At 54.3% G+C, this 15,776-nt stretch carries 14 protein-coding genes; 1 reads left to right on the forward strand and 13 read right to left on the reverse strand.

Going from position 1 to position 15,776, the window contains the following annotated elements; genetic code table 11:
* Window positions 1-12 precede the first annotated feature (12 nt).
* From NQZ67_RS17235 to NQZ67_RS17275, 10 genes are all read right to left on the reverse strand, one after another.
* The gene (locus NQZ67_RS17235; RefSeq protein WP_257448306.1) at window positions 13-2,268 is read right to left on the reverse strand and encodes an ATP-binding cassette domain-containing protein; all 2,256 of its coding nucleotides are present in this window, start codon (window positions 2,266-2,268) and stop codon (window positions 13-15) included.
* A gap of 37 nt (window positions 2,269-2,305) precedes the next feature.
* Window positions 2,306-2,704: an SRPBCC family protein gene (locus NQZ67_RS17240; protein ID WP_257448308.1), complete on the reverse strand. Its 399-nt coding sequence runs from the start codon at window positions 2,702-2,704 to the stop codon at window positions 2,306-2,308.
* Entirely contained in the window at window positions 2,701-3,030 is a 330-nt protein-coding gene (locus NQZ67_RS17245; protein WP_257448310.1) for an ArsR/SmtB family transcription factor, read from the reverse strand. The genes NQZ67_RS17240 and NQZ67_RS17245 overlap by 4 nt, the downstream gene beginning before the upstream one ends.
* A gap of 96 nt (window positions 3,031-3,126) precedes the next feature.
* Window positions 3,127-3,687, reverse strand: coding sequence for a DNA-3-methyladenine glycosylase I (locus NQZ67_RS17250; RefSeq protein ID WP_257448312.1), 561 nt, complete (start codon window positions 3,685-3,687; stop codon window positions 3,127-3,129).
* A gap of 160 nt (window positions 3,688-3,847) precedes the next feature.
* The gene (locus tag NQZ67_RS17255; protein WP_257448314.1) at window positions 3,848-4,990 is read right to left on the reverse strand and encodes a 5-methyltetrahydropteroyltriglutamate--homocysteine S-methyltransferase; all 1,143 of its coding nucleotides are present in this window, start codon (window positions 4,988-4,990) and stop codon (window positions 3,848-3,850) included.
* Window positions 4,991-5,448: 458 nt separating this feature from the next.
* Complete coding sequence (locus NQZ67_RS17260) at window positions 5,449-6,321, reverse strand: peptidylprolyl isomerase (protein WP_257448316.1); 873 nt, start codon at window positions 6,319-6,321, stop codon at window positions 5,449-5,451.
* Between the two features lie 129 nt (window positions 6,322-6,450).
* Window positions 6,451-6,789, reverse strand: coding sequence for an HXXEE domain-containing protein (locus NQZ67_RS30680; RefSeq protein ID WP_371825319.1), 339 nt, complete (start codon window positions 6,787-6,789; stop codon window positions 6,451-6,453).
* A 336-nt stretch (window positions 6,790-7,125) separates the two neighbouring features.
* On the reverse strand, window positions 7,126-7,491 hold the full coding sequence (locus NQZ67_RS17265; RefSeq protein ID WP_257448318.1) for a hypothetical protein: 366 nt from the start codon (window positions 7,489-7,491) through the stop codon (window positions 7,126-7,128).
* Between the two features lie 36 nt (window positions 7,492-7,527).
* Window positions 7,528-8,409, reverse strand: coding sequence for a pyridoxamine 5'-phosphate oxidase family protein (locus NQZ67_RS17270; protein ID WP_257448320.1), 882 nt, complete (start codon window positions 8,407-8,409; stop codon window positions 7,528-7,530).
* A 5-nt stretch (window positions 8,410-8,414) separates the two neighbouring features.
* The gene (locus NQZ67_RS17275; protein WP_257448322.1) at window positions 8,415-9,065 is read right to left on the reverse strand and encodes a DJ-1/PfpI family protein; all 651 of its coding nucleotides are present in this window, start codon (window positions 9,063-9,065) and stop codon (window positions 8,415-8,417) included.
* 124 nt (window positions 9,066-9,189) lie between these two features.
* Here NQZ67_RS17275 and NQZ67_RS17280 point away from each other — a divergent pair, with 124 nt between their 5' ends.
* Window positions 9,190-10,098 (forward strand): LysR family transcriptional regulator, encoded by a 909-nt coding sequence (locus NQZ67_RS17280; protein WP_257448324.1) that lies wholly within the window; start codon window positions 9,190-9,192, stop codon window positions 10,096-10,098.
* A 97-nt stretch (window positions 10,099-10,195) separates the two neighbouring features.
* Here the strand turns inward: NQZ67_RS17280 and NQZ67_RS17285 are convergent, their stop codons facing one another.
* The 3 genes from NQZ67_RS17285 to NQZ67_RS17295 are packed head-to-tail and all read right to left on the reverse strand — an operon-like array spanning window position 10,196 to window position 15,759.
* On the reverse strand, window positions 10,196-12,430 hold the full coding sequence (locus NQZ67_RS17285) for a rhamnogalacturonan lyase (protein ID WP_257448326.1): 2,235 nt from the start codon (window positions 12,428-12,430) through the stop codon (window positions 10,196-10,198).
* Window positions 12,427-15,051 (reverse strand): exo-rhamnogalacturonan lyase family protein, encoded by a 2,625-nt coding sequence (locus NQZ67_RS17290; RefSeq protein WP_371825320.1) that lies wholly within the window; start codon window positions 15,049-15,051, stop codon window positions 12,427-12,429. The genes NQZ67_RS17285 and NQZ67_RS17290 overlap by 4 nt, the downstream gene beginning before the upstream one ends.
* 6 nt (window positions 15,052-15,057) lie before the next feature.
* Window positions 15,058-15,759 carry a DUF1961 family protein gene (locus NQZ67_RS17295; protein WP_257448328.1) on the reverse strand — a complete coding sequence of 234 codons (702 nt, stop codon included), beginning with the start codon at window positions 15,757-15,759 and terminating at the stop codon, window positions 15,058-15,060.
* Window positions 15,760-15,776: the final 17 nt, after the last annotated feature.

The raw sequence follows: 15,776 nt of genomic DNA on the forward strand, positions 1-15,776 counted from the left end.
CCCAGCCTCCGTTTATGTCAAATATCTGCCGGTAATCGACTGCTCCGCGTGAATGATATCCGTTGGCAGGCCTTCGAACACGACTTGGCCGCCTTTGCTGCCCCCGTCCGGTCCCATATCGATGATCCAGTCCGCTTGACTGATGACTTCGAGATTGTGCTCGATGACGATCACCGTGTTGCCGGCATCCACGAGGCGGTTCATGATCTCCAGCAGATGACCGATATCCGACATATGCAGTCCGGTCGTCGGCTCGTCCATCACGTAGACGCTGCCCTTCTTATGAAGCTCGCTTGCCAGCTTGATGCGTTGGCATTCCCCGCCGGACAGCGTGCTGAGCGGCTGGCCGAGCGTAATATAGTTCAGCCCCACGTCGCTCATCGCCTGAAGCTTGCGAACGACCTCTTTCAGCTCGAAAAACTCCAGCGCCTGCTCGACCGTCATCTCCAGCACTTCCGCAATGTTTTTGCCGTTCAGCTTATATTCGAGCACTTCTTCCTTGAAGCGTCTGCCTCCGCACACTTCGCACGGCAGCTTCACGCTGTCGAGGAAGGACAAATCCATATAGATGACGCCAAGACCTTGGCAGTTCTCGCAAGCCCCTTTGGAGTTGAAGCTGAATAAACCTTGGTTCACTTTATTCGCGGTTGCGAAGGCCTTGCGCACATCATCCATGATGCCGGTGTACGTGGCAGGATTGGAGCGCGTCGATACGCCAACCGCCGATTGGTCGATAACGATCGCGTCCGGATGCTGGCTAAGGAAGATGTCGTTAATGAGCGTACTCTTGCCGGAGCCGGCGACGCCCGTAACGACCGTCATCACTCCCGTCGGGATATCCACGTTCACGTCCTTCAAGTTGTTCAGCGTGGCGTTCCGGATAGGCAGCTTGCCGGATGGCTGCCGGCATTCGGACTTCAGCTGAAGCGGCCTCTTCATATGAGTGCCTGTCAGCGTGTTCGACTCCAGCAAGCCGGAGTAGCTTCCTTCGTAAACGATGTTCCCGCCGCGGCTGCCGGCATGCGGTCCAACGTCGACGATATGATCGGCCACCTTGATGACATCGGGATCATGCTCGACGACGATGACGGTGTTCCCTTTGTCGCGCAGCTTCTGCAGCAATTCGTTCAACCGGTGAACGTCGCGGGGATGCAAGCCGACGCTGGGTTCGTCGAAGATGTAGGTTACATCCACTAGACTGCCGCTCAGATGCTTGACCATCTTGACCCGCTGCGACTCGCCGCCGGACAACGTATCCGTCTCGCGGTTCAGAGTCAAGTAGTCCAGTCCGATATCGACTAGATGCTGAAGACGCTCCGCGAGCGACTTGACGACGGGCGCGGCGGCCGGGTCGTCGATTTCGCGTACGACGCGGATCAGTTGTCCGACCTCCATGGTGGACAATTCCGCGATGTTGTGGCCGTTGATCTTGCAGCTCAGCGCGGCTTGGCTGAGTCTCGCTCCGCGGCAGGCCGGGCAAGGGCCTTCCGTTATGAAAGGCATGACCGCCTTTTGCGTGCGTTCGGATTTCGCTTTTACGTCTTGTTTGATGTATTTGTTGGTAAACTTCTCGATGACGCCTTCGACCGTAATATTCATCGCCTTGCCGCCGAAGTCCACCTGGACCTTCTTCGCCTTGCCGTACAGAAGCGCATTCAATTCCTCTTCCGAATAATCGCTTAGCTTCTTGTCCGGATCGAAGTCTCCCGATTGCATAACCATGTTCCATTCCCAGTCGTTCACTCCGTAGCCCGGCAGCATGAGCGCTCCCTCGTTGAGCGACTTGGACATGTCCACCGCCTTGGCCATATCAACGCCCAGCTTGCGGCCGATCCCGCTGCATTCGGGACACATGCCTTGCGGATCGTTGAACGAAAACATGTTCACAGGTCCGACGTGAGGCTTGCCCACACGGGAGAACAGCAAACGGAGAATGGGCGCAATATCGGTAATCGTGCCCATCGTCGAATGGGAACCTCCGCCCAGCCGTTTCTGGTCCACAATGACGGCCATGCTCAGATTCTCGATCGCGTCCGTGTCCGGCTGAGGCACCTTCGGCAGAAAATTGCGCACGAACATGCTGAAGTTTTCGTTCAGCAGACGCGTGGATTCCGCTGCGATCGTATCGAAGACGATCGAGGACTTGCCGGACCCGGAAACTCCGGTGAAGATCGTAATCTTCCGTTTCGGAATGCGCAAAGAAACGTTTTTAAGATTGTTTTCCCTCGCGCCCGACAGCACGATATATTCCTGATTGGATTCGTTCATGGTAACATCCCTTCAATCGTTTTGTTAATGGTATTAATTATTCCGCAAGCAGCTTCTCGAGCTCGCCGCTCCAGTTCGTCCAGCCATGCTTGGCGCCTGCCAGCCCATGCGGATTCGAGAACCCGGTTTGATCGAGATGAAGGTTTACCTTGCCGTCCCCCAAGTCTTGCAGCGTCCAGACGACCGTATGCTTCTCGTCTCCGACTGCCCAAGTATACGATAACCGGCTCGGCGGGTCCACGACCAGCACTTCCCCGTCAATAATGCCGTCCCAATATGCATTCGGCTCGGCCCGGAACTGGAACTTGTGCCCGACGCTCGGCTTGAAATCGTTCGGGAGCACCCACTTGGCCAGCTTGTTCGAATCTGTTAAGGCGGACCATAGCTTCTCGATCGTTGTCTTGTATTCAAAATCCAAAGCTAAAGCTAAACTCAATCTTCTTCCTCCTCTACTATTAGGTTTAATCGCAGCATATTGGCACTCCAGAACTTGCTGTAGAAGGCTATCCAGTTCTGCACTTCTATTAGCGGCTCGGCGTTCAGCCGGAACCGCGTCTCTCTGCCTACCTTCCGGTCCGTGACTAACCCGGCCTCCTTCAGTATGGTCAAATGCTTGGAAACCGCCGTCCTGCCCATCTGAAATTGCACCGCCAGCTCATGAAGGGGCAGCTCCTGCGCTTTCGAGAGGAGATGGATCAGCCGGCGCCTGGTAGGATCTGCAATCGCGTCGAACACGTCCCGCAACGGTTTGTTATCGCCCACAACACCCTCTCCTATGTAATCAAATGACCCCTCCCATAATCGGACACCATTTGGTGACATTTAAATTATAAGACACCGTTTGGTGTCGTGTCAACATCAATGGCTATGCCGGAAGTCGCAGTCTGACGTGTGATCGAAGACCATCCCGCAGGCTTGCATCAACGCATAACAAATCGTCGTGCCTACGAAGGTGAAGCCTCGCTTCTTCAAGTCCTTGCTCATTGCGTCGGATTGTGGAGTGGATACCGGAACCTCGCTTCTGTCCTGCCATAGATTCCTAATCGGTTTACCGCCGACAAAGGTCCAGATATATGTATCGAAGCTTCCGAATTGTTCTTGAATATTCACAAAGCATCGGGCATTGTTAATCGCCGATCGAATCTTCTGCTGGTTCCGGATGATATCTTCGTTCCCGATAAGCTCAACTATCTTCTGTTCGTCGTAGCGCGCTACCTTCTTCGGATCGAAGTGATCGAAAGCTCGGCGGTAACCCTCGCGTTTTCTTAGAACGGTGTACCAACTGAGCCCAGCTTGCGCACCTTCCAGAACAAGAAATTCGAACCACCTATTATCATCATGGACCGGCACTCCCCATTCAAGGTCATGATAGTCCATATACAGAGGGTCGTCATTCACCCATGCACACCGTGCGGTCATCTCTATCCTCTACCTCCAATGGCTTATTCCCCTCTATGTTATCGAACATACGTTTGTGTTGTCAACAGTTTCCATGACCAGGAAACTATCGCTACACAAAAAAAATAGACCGCGATCGACGCGGTCTATTAGGCCTGCTGGCCGACTATCTATATATCAATTAATCGCTCCAAACTTCTTCTGCGATTTCTTTAATGAATGCAAGCTTGCGCCACTGCTGTTCCTCTGTCAAATGATTGCCTTCCTCGGTGGAAGCGAAGCCGCATTGCGGGCTCAAGCAAATCCGGTCCGGATCGACATATTGCGCTGCTTCTTCAATTCGCTTCAGAATATCATCTTTGCTCTCGAGCTCGCCGAATTTGGAAGAGAACAAGCCTAGCACGACCTGCTGATCATCCTTCAAGAAACGAAGAGGCTTAAAATCGCCGGCGCGATCGGTATCGTACTCCAAATAGAAAGCGGAGTAGTTATCGATGGCGAGAAGCGTTTGCGCGATAGGCTCGTAACCTCCGCCCACACCTGCATAAGTTGAAACATAGTTGCCGCGGCATACGTGAGTCGTGACGACTAGATCGCTTGGAAGGCCGGAAACGACTTCTTTGTTCAGCTTCGCGAACTCTTCCGCGTATTCGACAACGTTCACGCCGATCTGCTCCATTATCGCCATAAACTGAGTGTCGCAAAGCGCTCCCCATGTGCAATCGTCGATTTGAAGGCTTCGGCAGCCCGCTTCATACAATGCGAGAATGGAAGCTTTGTACGCTTTGGCAATATCGGAGACGAGCTCTTCCCGATTCGGATAGATCGCCTTCGTGCTCTCCTGATTTTCCGCTCTGTCCAGCTCGAACAGGAGCTGTGCGGCTGCGGGGATCGATTGACGCGCCGCGACGTCCTCTCCCGCAATTCCTTTCAAGAAGGCGAAATGGGATACGAACGGATGGCTGCTGTAGCCGATTTTGCCGGTTAGCCGGGCCGTTTCGGGTCTGGACTGCGCTCCGTTAAATTGGTAGCCTTGGTCAATGAGCGCCCTCTCTACGCCGTCGAATCCCCAGAAGAAGTCCAGATGCCACCAGGAACGCCGAAACTCACCGTCAGTTACGGCTTTGAGTCCAACCTCTTTTTGCTTCTGTACCAACTTGACGATCTCGGCGTCTTCCACGTCTTTCAATTGATCGGAGGAAATTTCGCCGTTCTGGAATTGCAATCGGGCCGCTTTGAGCGCTTGGGGGCGCAGGAAGCTGCCAACAATATCATATCGGAACGGAGTAACGGTGCGTTGTCTAGGCTCGGTTTGTGCGTTCATTAGATTATCTCCTCATATCGTAGATATTTGATATAAGTAAGATAGCATATCGAGTTGGCTATAGGACTCTACCTATAAGTTATAGCTAGTTATAATTCTAAGCTATAACAAATGAGACGTTGTATCGGTTTCGAACGGCTAAAAAGAACGTTGTTCTTCAGGCCTATTGCTCAAATCCTTCAAAATTGCATCGCCAATCTGACACCCATGCCGGAAAATACCCTAATTGCTGAAATGGATTTCCCCATAGATCATATTTCGAAATAACGCGCTTTCCTCGGGAATGGCCTGCAACCGGGATTTTCTTTAGCTTCAACAAATATAATGCTGTCCTCTCCGCTGTTCAGATCATCGATGGAGCAATTCAGGTCGATAGCAAGTTGTGATTGTACAATATTCAACATCTCTTTTTGCGTCATTCTCATCCCTATCCCTCACACTCCTTCTCTAATCAAGTCCTATGGCAAATCTATCTTTGTGATCCGTTCTTCCAGCTCATCAGACATAAACTTCTCTATCACTTCGGATGCGAGCAGCTGTCTAATCTCTATCTTCTGGTTTTCGGTCAACCTATGATACGTCATATCCTCACGCTTCTCGACTTTGATGACATGGAAGCTATAATGCAGCTTCAACGGATCGCCAATCTTACCAACTTCTTGCTTGTTGGCTGCATCCTTGAACTCCGTTACAAAGCTGCCCACCGTTTGCCCTACATAGAGTCCCCCGTCGTCTTTGGTGGCAGGATCGTCGGAATATTCCTTTGCAAGAGCAGTCCAATCACCGCCCGCATCGAGCATTCTCTTCACTTCCTGTGCGCGATCAAGCGCTTCTTCCTCAGTACAGAGCTTTTCACCCGTCGACGGGTCTGTTGTGTTGATCAGAATGTGGCGCAACGTAACGATGTTGTAATCCGCCTTGGTTTCTTCGAAATTCGCCTTTAATGCCTCATCCGTAATCTTGTATTCTATGGTCTCCCTGACTGAAGTCATCAGACGAAAGTAATACTTGATGTCCGATTCGGATAGCTCCTCCTGCTCCATCTGCTTTCTTAGCGTGGAGTCCGACTCAATCGCTCTATTCAAGTACGCATAGAACGAGTTCACGTGTACTTCGACTTTTTTTCTGACTTCATCATCCGATACCCTGCCCAAGCGAGCAGTCAATACTTTATAGCCGATATACGTTCTGAGGTGCATCCGTATGTATTCCGAAGTTTGATTGTCGTACTTGTACTCATGATTCATTAGGCGAAGAAATCCAATATATTTATTAAACTCATCCGCCGTTACCGTTCCATCCTCGTATGTGGCAATGATTGTATCGTGCATGCTGTTGTTTCATTCCCCTTTTTTGTTAACATGAATATCGTTTTCCCATGGCTGAAGCAATTGTCGCGCTCACGCAGCAACTAGCTTACTCCGAGAACATATCGAAGCCGTTTTTACCATAGATTCAACCTATTTCTTATTCATCACGAACTTAAATAGGATGGCATGAACTAGGATCGAAAATATAACCGAGCTAATCCACCAGATCAAGGGATGGGAAATGCCTTTAGCCGTAATTATATATGCACCGTAAGTAGATGCGATAAACTGGAGGCTTGCCATGACCAGACCCGGATTCCATTCTCTATATTTAACGCCTGTATAAATATGGGTGGCACAATTCATCAGGCTAAAAATGACAATTAACAAGCCAAAGCCGATATTTACGAGAGCCCGAAAATGAGGAAAGCCAGCCAAACAAGAATAATATTGATCCAAAACACGGTTTCGTCCGTTAAGCCTCGTCACCCTTCGGCAACCCTTTCACGACATGCCCAGAACATCGCGTCGGCAGTACTGAATGTCCAGAACAAAAGAACTATGCTAATGAAACCCATCCAGGGTGTTAATTTAGCCCAATTTTAATTCTTTGCCCAATATTCCAGCATCCTAAGATACTCCCCTGTTCACTAAACCGTTTTATAACTGGCCTGATCTCCGTAATAGATTTCTAATTTTACCGCGCGATTTCCTCCTATGGGATAGGGAAAAAATGGATTATTTTGATGAAGTTTCGAATTTCGTAGGACAAAAAGAAAACAAGACCACGGCAAACCACGGTCTTGTCTATAACTTATTAAACAACTACAGAACGATCGGCACGAACCCGTCCTTCATATAGCGGACGAACGGAATATGGCCGCCTGTCGCTTCATTCCCGACCAGAGCCAATCCGGCGTTCTCGACTTGCTCGCCGACATCGAAGAACGTCGAGCAAGCCTGACACCCGCCTTTTATGATCCCCTTTTTCATCACTTTTTTGAACAGGGGATGGAACGGATGCTCCAATTGGTTGAACGCCTCGGGCCACTGCGTACCCAGCCCGTCGAATACGATCTCTACCTCGAACCCTGCGTCGTGAAGCTCATCTCCATACAACAACCCGTGAACCGCTTTCCCCACATCATGCTGATTCGATTGAATGACGATTAAATATTTGTTGGCCGTCATAACCCTGCCTCCTTTTAGTTGAACAGCAGCCAGCGATTATTCGAGAAGCTCCCAATAAAGCTTGCTATCGGCTGCGGTGTGCTGCACTTCAGTAATATCGAAACGGACTAACCGTTCGGCATGAGGAAATGGCTTTATTTGCTCCTCGTTCCATACGATTTCGCAGTGGCCGGTTAACTGCAGAGTGTGCCCGCTGTCGAAATCGATAAACAACAGCCCTGCATTCGGCTGGCTATAGATGTTCCCCAGCGTATTAAACATCGAATTTCCGTAATAATCGGGGAACACGAGCGTGCGATCATCCGAAAATCGGACAAATCCCGGCGCTCCTCCGCGATGGGAAGCATCCGTCTTCCCCTCCTTGCTTCGGCTGCCGATGAAGAACGTGTCCGAGCGTCGAATCCATTCCATTTGCTCCGAGCTCAGCTTATCGCTGCGATAAACCGTCTGCTCCGAGCTTCGATGATCCGGCCGATGGCGCAATCTCCGTTTCTGGATATACTTCGGGCAGTTGCCGTAAACCTCTGCCGCCCGAATTCGTAATCCTCCGTCTATGAGAGCGGCCGTCCCATTAATGCGAACCCGAACTCTCTTCTCTAGATCAATCGCAAGCAAGCCGATATTCCGATCCGTCCTCAGGTTTTCATACAGCGGATCGCTTAGAGCAGATGCATAAAGGATGTCGATCGTTCGTTCGTCTAACGCATGTAAGAAGCCTGGATTTCCCGTTATCATCGAACACCATACATTCCCGTCGGCATCAGCGGACGAGACGATGACAAAGGATAGCGTAGTTAAGAATGCGGCGACTCCTTTCGGTATCGCATCCCGAATGCTTCTCCCGTTTTGCTCGGCGGCCGCTTCGGCTCGAGCCAGTCGCTGCACAGCCAGTTCGCCCGAATGATAAACCGATGTCATAGCCTTCAGGCCTCCTCGAAGTCGGTCCGATAGACCTCGTAAGCGCGGTCGTATTCCATAATCCGGGCCACGTCGGCAATGAACGCTTCTTCATACCCCGCTCTGCGGAGAAGATGGAAGCCCAGCTCCATCCCGGACGCTATGCCTCCCGCGGTTATGACCCGCCCGCTGTCCACCACCCTCGCCCGGCTGATTCGGCAGGCTGGCGCGATTTCCGCGAGTCGATCGATGGGGACCATTCCCATACCCGAAGCCTCCAAGCGATCCGGCTCCTTCCGGTTGGTCGCCGCTAAGCCATCGAGCAGTCCCATCCGGCCGTAAACCCATGAACCGGTGCAGACGCTGACAAGCAGGCATGACTCCGGCAAGGAGCGGATGTAGCGGTGCAACCGCCCGTTATTCATTTCTTGCCGCGTCCCGAACCCGCCCGGGATCAAGTAAGCGTCCATGTCGGGCTCCTCCGCAAAGCTGTATTGGGGCAGGACCGTTAGACCGGCCTGCGTCTGTACGGGACGGAGCGATTCCGCCACCAAGAATGCGTCCAGCTCCGGATCAAGCCTGCGGGCCACGGATAGGACGCCGTACGGCGCGGCGTAGTCGATGATCTCCGCATCCTTGAACACGTAGATTCCGAGCCGAAAGCCTCTTTTTCTCATGGTCTCATCTCCATTTCTTTCATTTATTGTTTTCGAACTTTATGCTATCATCGCATTATCGATTTGAGAAACGAATATATACGATGGAAGGTATCGGAATATCGAATACATAGGAGGCATGAGCATGCTGGAAAAGCTGGACGGCCGTTATCTCGTTACCTTCCTCGCGGTGCTTGAGGAAGGAAGCTTCAGCCGCGCGGCGGACAAACTCGGTTATGTCCAATCAACGGTTACGTCCCAAATCCAACTGCTGGAGCAAACCTGCAAGCAGAAGCTGTTTCACAGACTGGCGCGGGGGGTGCAAGCGACGGATGCCGGCGAGAGGCTCGCCGTATACGCAAGACAGTTCGTGCAATTGGGCCGATCGCTGGAAGAGGCGCTTGGGAGCATGGAGGAGCCGCAAGGAATTGTGAGAGTAAGCGCGCTGGAGTCCTTCTGCGTGACTCGGTTTTCCGGATTTCTTGAGCCGTTCTTGGCGGAATTCCCCGGAATCTCCCTGCATCTCGCCACAGGCTTTCAAGGAGATATCGTGGAACAGGTGCTGTCTCATGCCGTCGATTTCGGAATTGTGCCGAAGGATCCGTCCCGTGACGATATCGAGTTTGAACCGCTGGTCGTTGAACGGATGGCGCTGGTGTCTTCCGCCGGATTAGGGGCGCAGCTGAACGATAAAGGATTTTCTAGCTTCACCGGACTGCAGATCATAGGCTTCGGCAATCGCTGCGTTTATCATACGGACGGACAGAAGCTGCTTCTTGAATTAGGAATGCCTCTGGATGCACGGACGGCGGAACTCCCCAGCACGGAGCTGATACGGCAAATGATTTCTTACGGGGCCGGTGTCGCTTACATGCCCGAAATTACGATGGAGAGAGAACTAGCCGAAGGAACCATCGTCCGAATTCCCCTGCAGGAGCCTTCGGTCCTTACGCATGGCCTTATTCGTCACAGAGACCGGGTGCTGAACGTTCCGGCGAGAGTGTTCCGCCAGCGGCTTCTTGAATGGTTCCATCCAACGGATGGACACGGATGAAGGATTGAGCGCTCCTGAAGGCTATCTATACGAATTTTCACATGCCGAACGGCACAACGAAGAGGCTGTCACGCGACAGCCTCTTCGCTTCATCATCTTATTCCACGAACAAACCTTCCTCCCGCTTTGCTTGAGCTTGCGGCGCATCATACCGCGGTAGGGGCACCTCCGCCCAGTCGATATCCGACGCTAAGTAAAAGCTCGGATAACAAGGCTGGTTATACACGACGTTCTGCCAAGCGACGCCGACCCGATATTGCGCGTCGTGCATGAGCGTATACAGCTTGCGGTCGGTGACCTCCGTGCTGACGTAGATGCGAATGGCGGAGCTGTCCGCCGTCCGCACCAGGAGCTCCTCTCTCCAGTCGCCAAAAATATCCGCCACGAGGCAAGGATTTCCCTTCGTGCCGTTGTTGGAACGGCAGCCCTCGGCCGACAGCAGCCTGCCTCTCTTCCAATCGTTGATCACGACCGGCTGATCGAAGGAGCCGCTGATGATTTGGGTGGTCATGTCGGCCGCCCATCGGATGTTCATGTTGGTGCCGGGAACCTTCCGGTCAATCTGCTCCCCTTTTGCCGTCTGCAAGCCGAACGATTGCTCGCTATGTATGTCCTCGCTCGACCAAGTCTGCAAGCCGCGGCACGCCGGGTCCACTTGGCCAACCATGCCGCGCCCTACGTCGCCGTCCGCCGGAGCGCCGAACAGAACCTCGCCGGTCTTGGCATCCCGCAGCGTATATCCGCACGGCACGCTAGCCCCGCCTTCATGCACCATGAAGATTTCGAGGCCCGGGCGGTCCGGGTCAATGTTCGCCACATGCAGCGCATCGCCATGACCCAGCTTAACCGTCCTGCCTGGCGACCTGCTGCCTTCGGGCATAGGAGCTGCGGAGCTGTACAGAATCGTCCCGTCATGATCGATCGTCGCCGCACCGTAGATGATTTCCTGACAGCCATCGCCGTCGACGTCCGCCACGCTTAAGGAATGCGCGCCCTGCCTGGCGAGCGTGCCGAACTGTTCATCACGTCCGTCCTGCATATGAAGCGTGTCATGGAAGGGATTGTTCATCGTCACCCAGCCGCTGTCTACGAACCACTGCTCCTGCAGCTGTCTGCCATCCCATGAATAAGCGACGGCCGTTGACCGGGTGTAGTAGCCTCTGGCAAATACGGCGGAAGGCTTCCGGCCGTCCAGATAGGCGACACCCGCCAGGAAGCGGTCGACCCGATTGCCCGGCTCGATGCGATTCCACGAATAATCGCCCCACATGAGCCCGTCGTCGTGACGCCCGGGCTTATAGCGGATCGTCTCCAGCTCTTCCCCTGTACCGCCGCGGAACACGGTCAAATATTCCGGACCGTCCAGCACGAAGCCCTCGATCGCCCGCAGATTATTGCGGCTGCTTCGGCTTGGAGCGTAGTCGTCGAACAGATAGTCGACCAGCTTCTCCGCATCCTCGCGAGACAAGGGGGAGTCGTACTTCTTCCCGATCCCGAAGCACTCCTCCAAGGATGCCGGCCAATGGCCGGCCGTTACTTCTTCATGCTGATGCCAGCCCATGAACAGCCGGACGATATGCTCATAATAGCCTGCGCTGCTTAATCGATAATCGTCATGATGGGAATACCCTTCGGCCTCATCCTCAGGCAGCATTGTAATAAACGTCTCCGATGCCGCCTCGCCCTGCTCGTCGAACCGAATCGTCTTCGTTCCCGGAGCCGTCTTCATCATGAGCTCCGCGCGGCCGTCGCCGTCGAAGTCGTACACCAGAAACTGCGTATAATGAGCGCCGGCGCGAATATTGACGCCAAGATCCACGCGATAGAGCAGCGTGCCGTCAAGCTTATAGCAGTCGATGTAGACGGGCCCCGTGTAGCCGGAATGGGAATTGTCCTTGGCATTCGACGGATCCCATTTCACGAAGAACTCGTATTGTCCGTCGCCGTCTACATCCCCGACGCTCATGTCGTTCGCGGAATAGGTGTAGGCCTCTCCCTTCGGCGTGACGCCGTCCGCGGGCTTCCGCAGCGGAATCTCGCAATAGCCATCCTGCCAAGGAGCGACGGCTGCGCTTCGTTCCTGCTCCTGCCCATCCCTAACGGCACATACCGCATATGCCGAGGACTTCGTTCCGCTGCGGTCCAAATAGTTCGTGCTGTCGTTCACGGATGCAATTCGGATTCCGTCCCGATAAACATGGAAATCGGTTCCGGTCAGGCCATGCTCGGAATAGCCGGCCGCTTCGTTCCCGAGCAGTCGCCAGCTTAAGAACGCGCCTTCCGTCGTCCATACGGCCACCAATCCCCGGTCCAAAAATTCGAGCTGCATCATGGGCTATTGACCTCCTCTTGCGGCATGATGGTTACCGGCAAATGCTCCCCGATCATTTCCAAGCAAACGATAGTGTTAATCGACCATTGAGAGACCGTATTGGTCGAAATCCACGGAATTTCTCGTATGCTCCGGACAAATTCCTGGCGCGGCACCTCCCGCGTCTCGAGCGGAATCTCCACGCTCCAATTATAGGGACTTCGCAGCAGATAGTCCCATGCCTGCTTGGCGAGCTCCCCGTTGTTCATCCGGCTGGCCGAGAAGGCCATCATGGCCGTCGACAGCATCGGGATGTTCCAATCCTTGCCTTGCAGCGCGCCGGAAGTGCGGCGGATCTTCTCTTCCTTCGGCAGGTTGTAGAACTCCCCGTACTCCGCCAGCATCGCGTCCCACTCGGGATCCTGCAGCAGATACGCCATCTCGGTCCAGACCTGCGCGCCGCCCATGCAGATCATCAGGTGATGCCCGTAATTTTCGTGCCCCATGAAGAGAAGCTCTCCGGTTTTCGGCTCATAGCCGAAGACGGGACCGGTCAGCAGACGGTTCGGCATGCCCTTTAGGCACTCGATTCCTCTAAGCATCTTATCCCGATAGGACGTATCCTCGTACCGTTCCCAATGCGCCAGCCAGTTCGAGCAGAAGGCGGCCCAATCCGGTCCGCTACGCGTGTGCGTCGGAAATTCGTCCTTGGCGAAATAAGCCCGCATCGGATCCAGGCGAAGCGTCGCATAGTCCGAATCCTTTGCCTCGTCCATGATGTCCATGATGCGTTCGTCTGCCGTTAAATAGTAATAAAATTTATGAAGCCCCGCCATGCCGATCCGCGCTTCCTTGCAGCCGCAGCCCCAGTGCAGCACGTTATGCCTGGAACCGAGGCCGGCATACTCGCCGATGTGGTAGACGTCCACCTCGCTCGTATGGCGGGTCATCGCTTCCGCCAGCCGGAATATATCCGCCCGCCCCGAGCGGAGAAACATATACCATAACCAGATATTCGGCGCCAGCTCCGTATTTTGCCAAGCGCAGCCGCCGATATCGTACTTCCAAGTATGGCGCACCGGGTCGTAGCTGTGCATCACGTCTCCATAATCCCAGAACCCGTACCAGCGCCGCTGCTCGATCTCCTCCTGATAGAAGCCGATCAACTGATCCAGCGTATCTTCGAGCTGCGATTTCACGGGCGTGGAGCGATCGGGCAGGCTCCAGAAGCCGAGCGCCCTTGTCTCGTGATAACGGGCCGGCTCGCAGACGAGCAGCGGAGGAGACTCCTTCTCCCGTACCATGGCGTCCAGCGTGTCGTGGTTCGGCGTGCTTTCGCAGCACCACAGCATGAGCTCGCTCGTATTGCCGACTCCGTACGGCGTGCTGCGAAGCTCATCCGCGCCTTCATAACAGGAGATCACATGCGTTTCGGTATCGTAATGCCTCAGATCCATGGCCGGGGCGTCCGGCGACCAGAACCAAGCGGTAATGGCCGCTTCCTCCCCCGTCAAGCCAGCCGCTTCCAAACCGGTAGGGAACTTCTCCCAGAACCGGCGCACGCCTATCGCGAGCCCGCCTTCTTCGCCGCCGGTGTACAGCAGTCCGCCCGCTCTGCTTCCGGACACGGAGTGGATCCAGCCGCAGCCTTCCTTCGTCCGCTTCTGGATCATATAGGAATCGGAGGAGATCTGGGTCAGCTTGAAATCTCCCCATTCCGGGGAATCGTCGAGCAGCGACCTTAAGCCGGCATCTTGATCCGAGTCGAGGGAAAGGAATGATCCCGCGGTCTGCTGCTCATACAGCTCGCGCTGTCTGTCAGGCAAACGAAACGTCATCAGTCCTTTGGGCGATTCGCTGAACCAGCCCGTATCTCCGGCCATCCGCAGATGGCGGTTATAGAGCGGCCCTTTCATCGGAATAGTGAAACGAATGCCTAATCCTTTCAGGAAATCCTGGTGGGGGTTCCCGTCGTACAACAACGTATGAACGATGCGGATCGATGCTTGCCGCGCATAAAAAACAAAACGCAGCGTAAAGGGAAGCCACCTGCGCCCGCCTGCGGTCGATTGATGCCGACCCTGGATTTTGACGACCGCACGAATGGGCCCCTTTTGTTCTACCTTCGTACTCTCCACGATGCTCTGCAGCGTTTCTTCCACGATCGTGTTTCTGCCCGATGTGTAATGGCGTTCCTCGCGCATCGCGACCAGCCTGCCTTCCGCGCATAGCTTCCTCCCGTCTCTCGAAAGCTCTCGTATGACCGACGGGCCGGAACGATTGAACCGGCAGACGACAGCCCCGGTATCAACCTCGATATATTCGTCGGCTTCCTTCACGGACAAGCTCGCGTCAGCCGGCGCGGCCGCCCCGGGCTCCAGCGAATAGTTGTCCACCGGCTCCGAGTGGAAGGATGCCGCATGCGCCGTCCATTTCACGCTGCCGTCCGGCCAATAAGCCGTCGGCCAGCTTTGCACCGGAACGCTTGCTCCATCGTTCCCGCACAGCTTAAGCGGCGTATTTCGGTCCAGTTCCCCTTGCTTCCACGGCACGCCCCAGGTGACGCCCGCTGGCCAAGCCGGCTTTCCTTCAAGCCACGACAGAGACGGAGTTGCCGCCATTCCGTTGGCGTTTGCGCTCATTCTCGATCATCTCCCTTGCAAGCTTTTTAACGAATACACCTCAAGCTCGGAATATTCCGCGATCATCGGCGCCATCTGCCGAAACCCGATTTTCCCGCCGCCCAGCACCGGTCCGTACGTCTCTCCGTCGTCCATGTACTGGAAGAGCGGAAGACCGTCGATCGAGAACCGGATGACCGGACCGCTCTTGACCACCTGAATCCGATAAGGCGGATCGCAGTCCGCGATGGACGGAATGGGGTCCGCGCCTTGGGCTGTAAGATGAAAGCCATAGCTTTTGCGCAGATTGCAGGTCTGGAACCGGCGCTCGGACGCGTAGCTTTTGCGGAAATACGAGATGTGGTAGGCGTTGATGTCGCCATGATGATACTGATCATAAATGCCGTTTCTCGGAAGAAGCGCGGGGTCGAACAAGTCTTCCCCTCCTCTTCCTGCCGCCGAGAAGAACAAGATGCAAAGCCCGGGCTGCCGAATCGGCCAAAAGTTAAAACGGATCGCGATATCGTCGGGGAACGTCTCCTTGCACCAATACACGATATTCGCGGCTTGCCCCTCCTTCGGATCTCTTATGCTCTCCAGCCTCATTCGTCCGAGCGGGAAGCTCGCCGCCCCGTCCCCTTCCATTACGAATGCCCGGGCATCGGCCTCATGCCTTAGAGGATTCGCGTACAACAGCTCCCCAAGCTCAATCTCCTCTGCAATGCCCATGTTTTTCCCTCCTCTCC

The organism is Paenibacillus soyae (assembly GCF_024623455.1).
GTDB lineage: Bacteria > Bacillota > Bacilli > Paenibacillales > Paenibacillaceae > Pristimantibacillus > Pristimantibacillus soyae.

Excerpts from the sequence above, each read along its gene's own strand:
- NQZ67_RS17255 (WP_257448314.1), bottom strand. The coding sequence starts at position 4,990 with ATGAACGCACAAACCGAGCCTAGACAACGCACCGTTACTCCGTTCCGA.
- NQZ67_RS17265 (WP_257448318.1), bottom strand. The coding sequence starts at position 7,491 with ATGACGGCCAACAAATATTTAATCGTCATTCAATCGAATCAGCATGAT.
- NQZ67_RS17295 (WP_257448328.1), bottom strand. The coding sequence starts at position 15,759 with ATGGGCATTGCAGAGGAGATTGAGCTTGGGGAGCTGTTGTACGCGAAT.
- NQZ67_RS17290 (WP_371825320.1), bottom strand. The coding sequence starts at position 15,051 with ATGAGCGCAAACGCCAACGGAATGGCGGCAACTCCGTCTCTGTCGTGG.
- NQZ67_RS17235 (WP_257448306.1), bottom strand. The coding sequence starts at position 2,268 with ATGAACGAATCCAATCAGGAATATATCGTGCTGTCGGGCGCGAGGGAA.
- NQZ67_RS17285 (WP_257448326.1), bottom strand. The coding sequence starts at position 12,430 with ATGATGCAGCTCGAATTTTTGGACCGGGGATTGGTGGCCGTATGGACG.
- NQZ67_RS17280 (WP_257448324.1), top strand. The coding sequence starts at position 9,190 with ATGCTGGAAAAGCTGGACGGCCGTTATCTCGTTACCTTCCTCGCGGTG.
- NQZ67_RS17250 (WP_257448312.1), bottom strand. The coding sequence starts at position 3,687 with ATGACCGCACGGTGTGCATGGGTGAATGACGACCCTCTGTATATGGAC.
- NQZ67_RS17260 (WP_257448316.1), bottom strand. The coding sequence starts at position 6,321 with ATGCACGATACAATCATTGCCACATACGAGGATGGAACGGTAACGGCG.
- NQZ67_RS17270 (WP_257448320.1), bottom strand. The coding sequence starts at position 8,409 with ATGACATCGGTTTATCATTCGGGCGAACTGGCTGTGCAGCGACTGGCT.
- NQZ67_RS17275 (WP_257448322.1), bottom strand. The coding sequence starts at position 9,065 with ATGAGAAAAAGAGGCTTTCGGCTCGGAATCTACGTGTTCAAGGATGCG.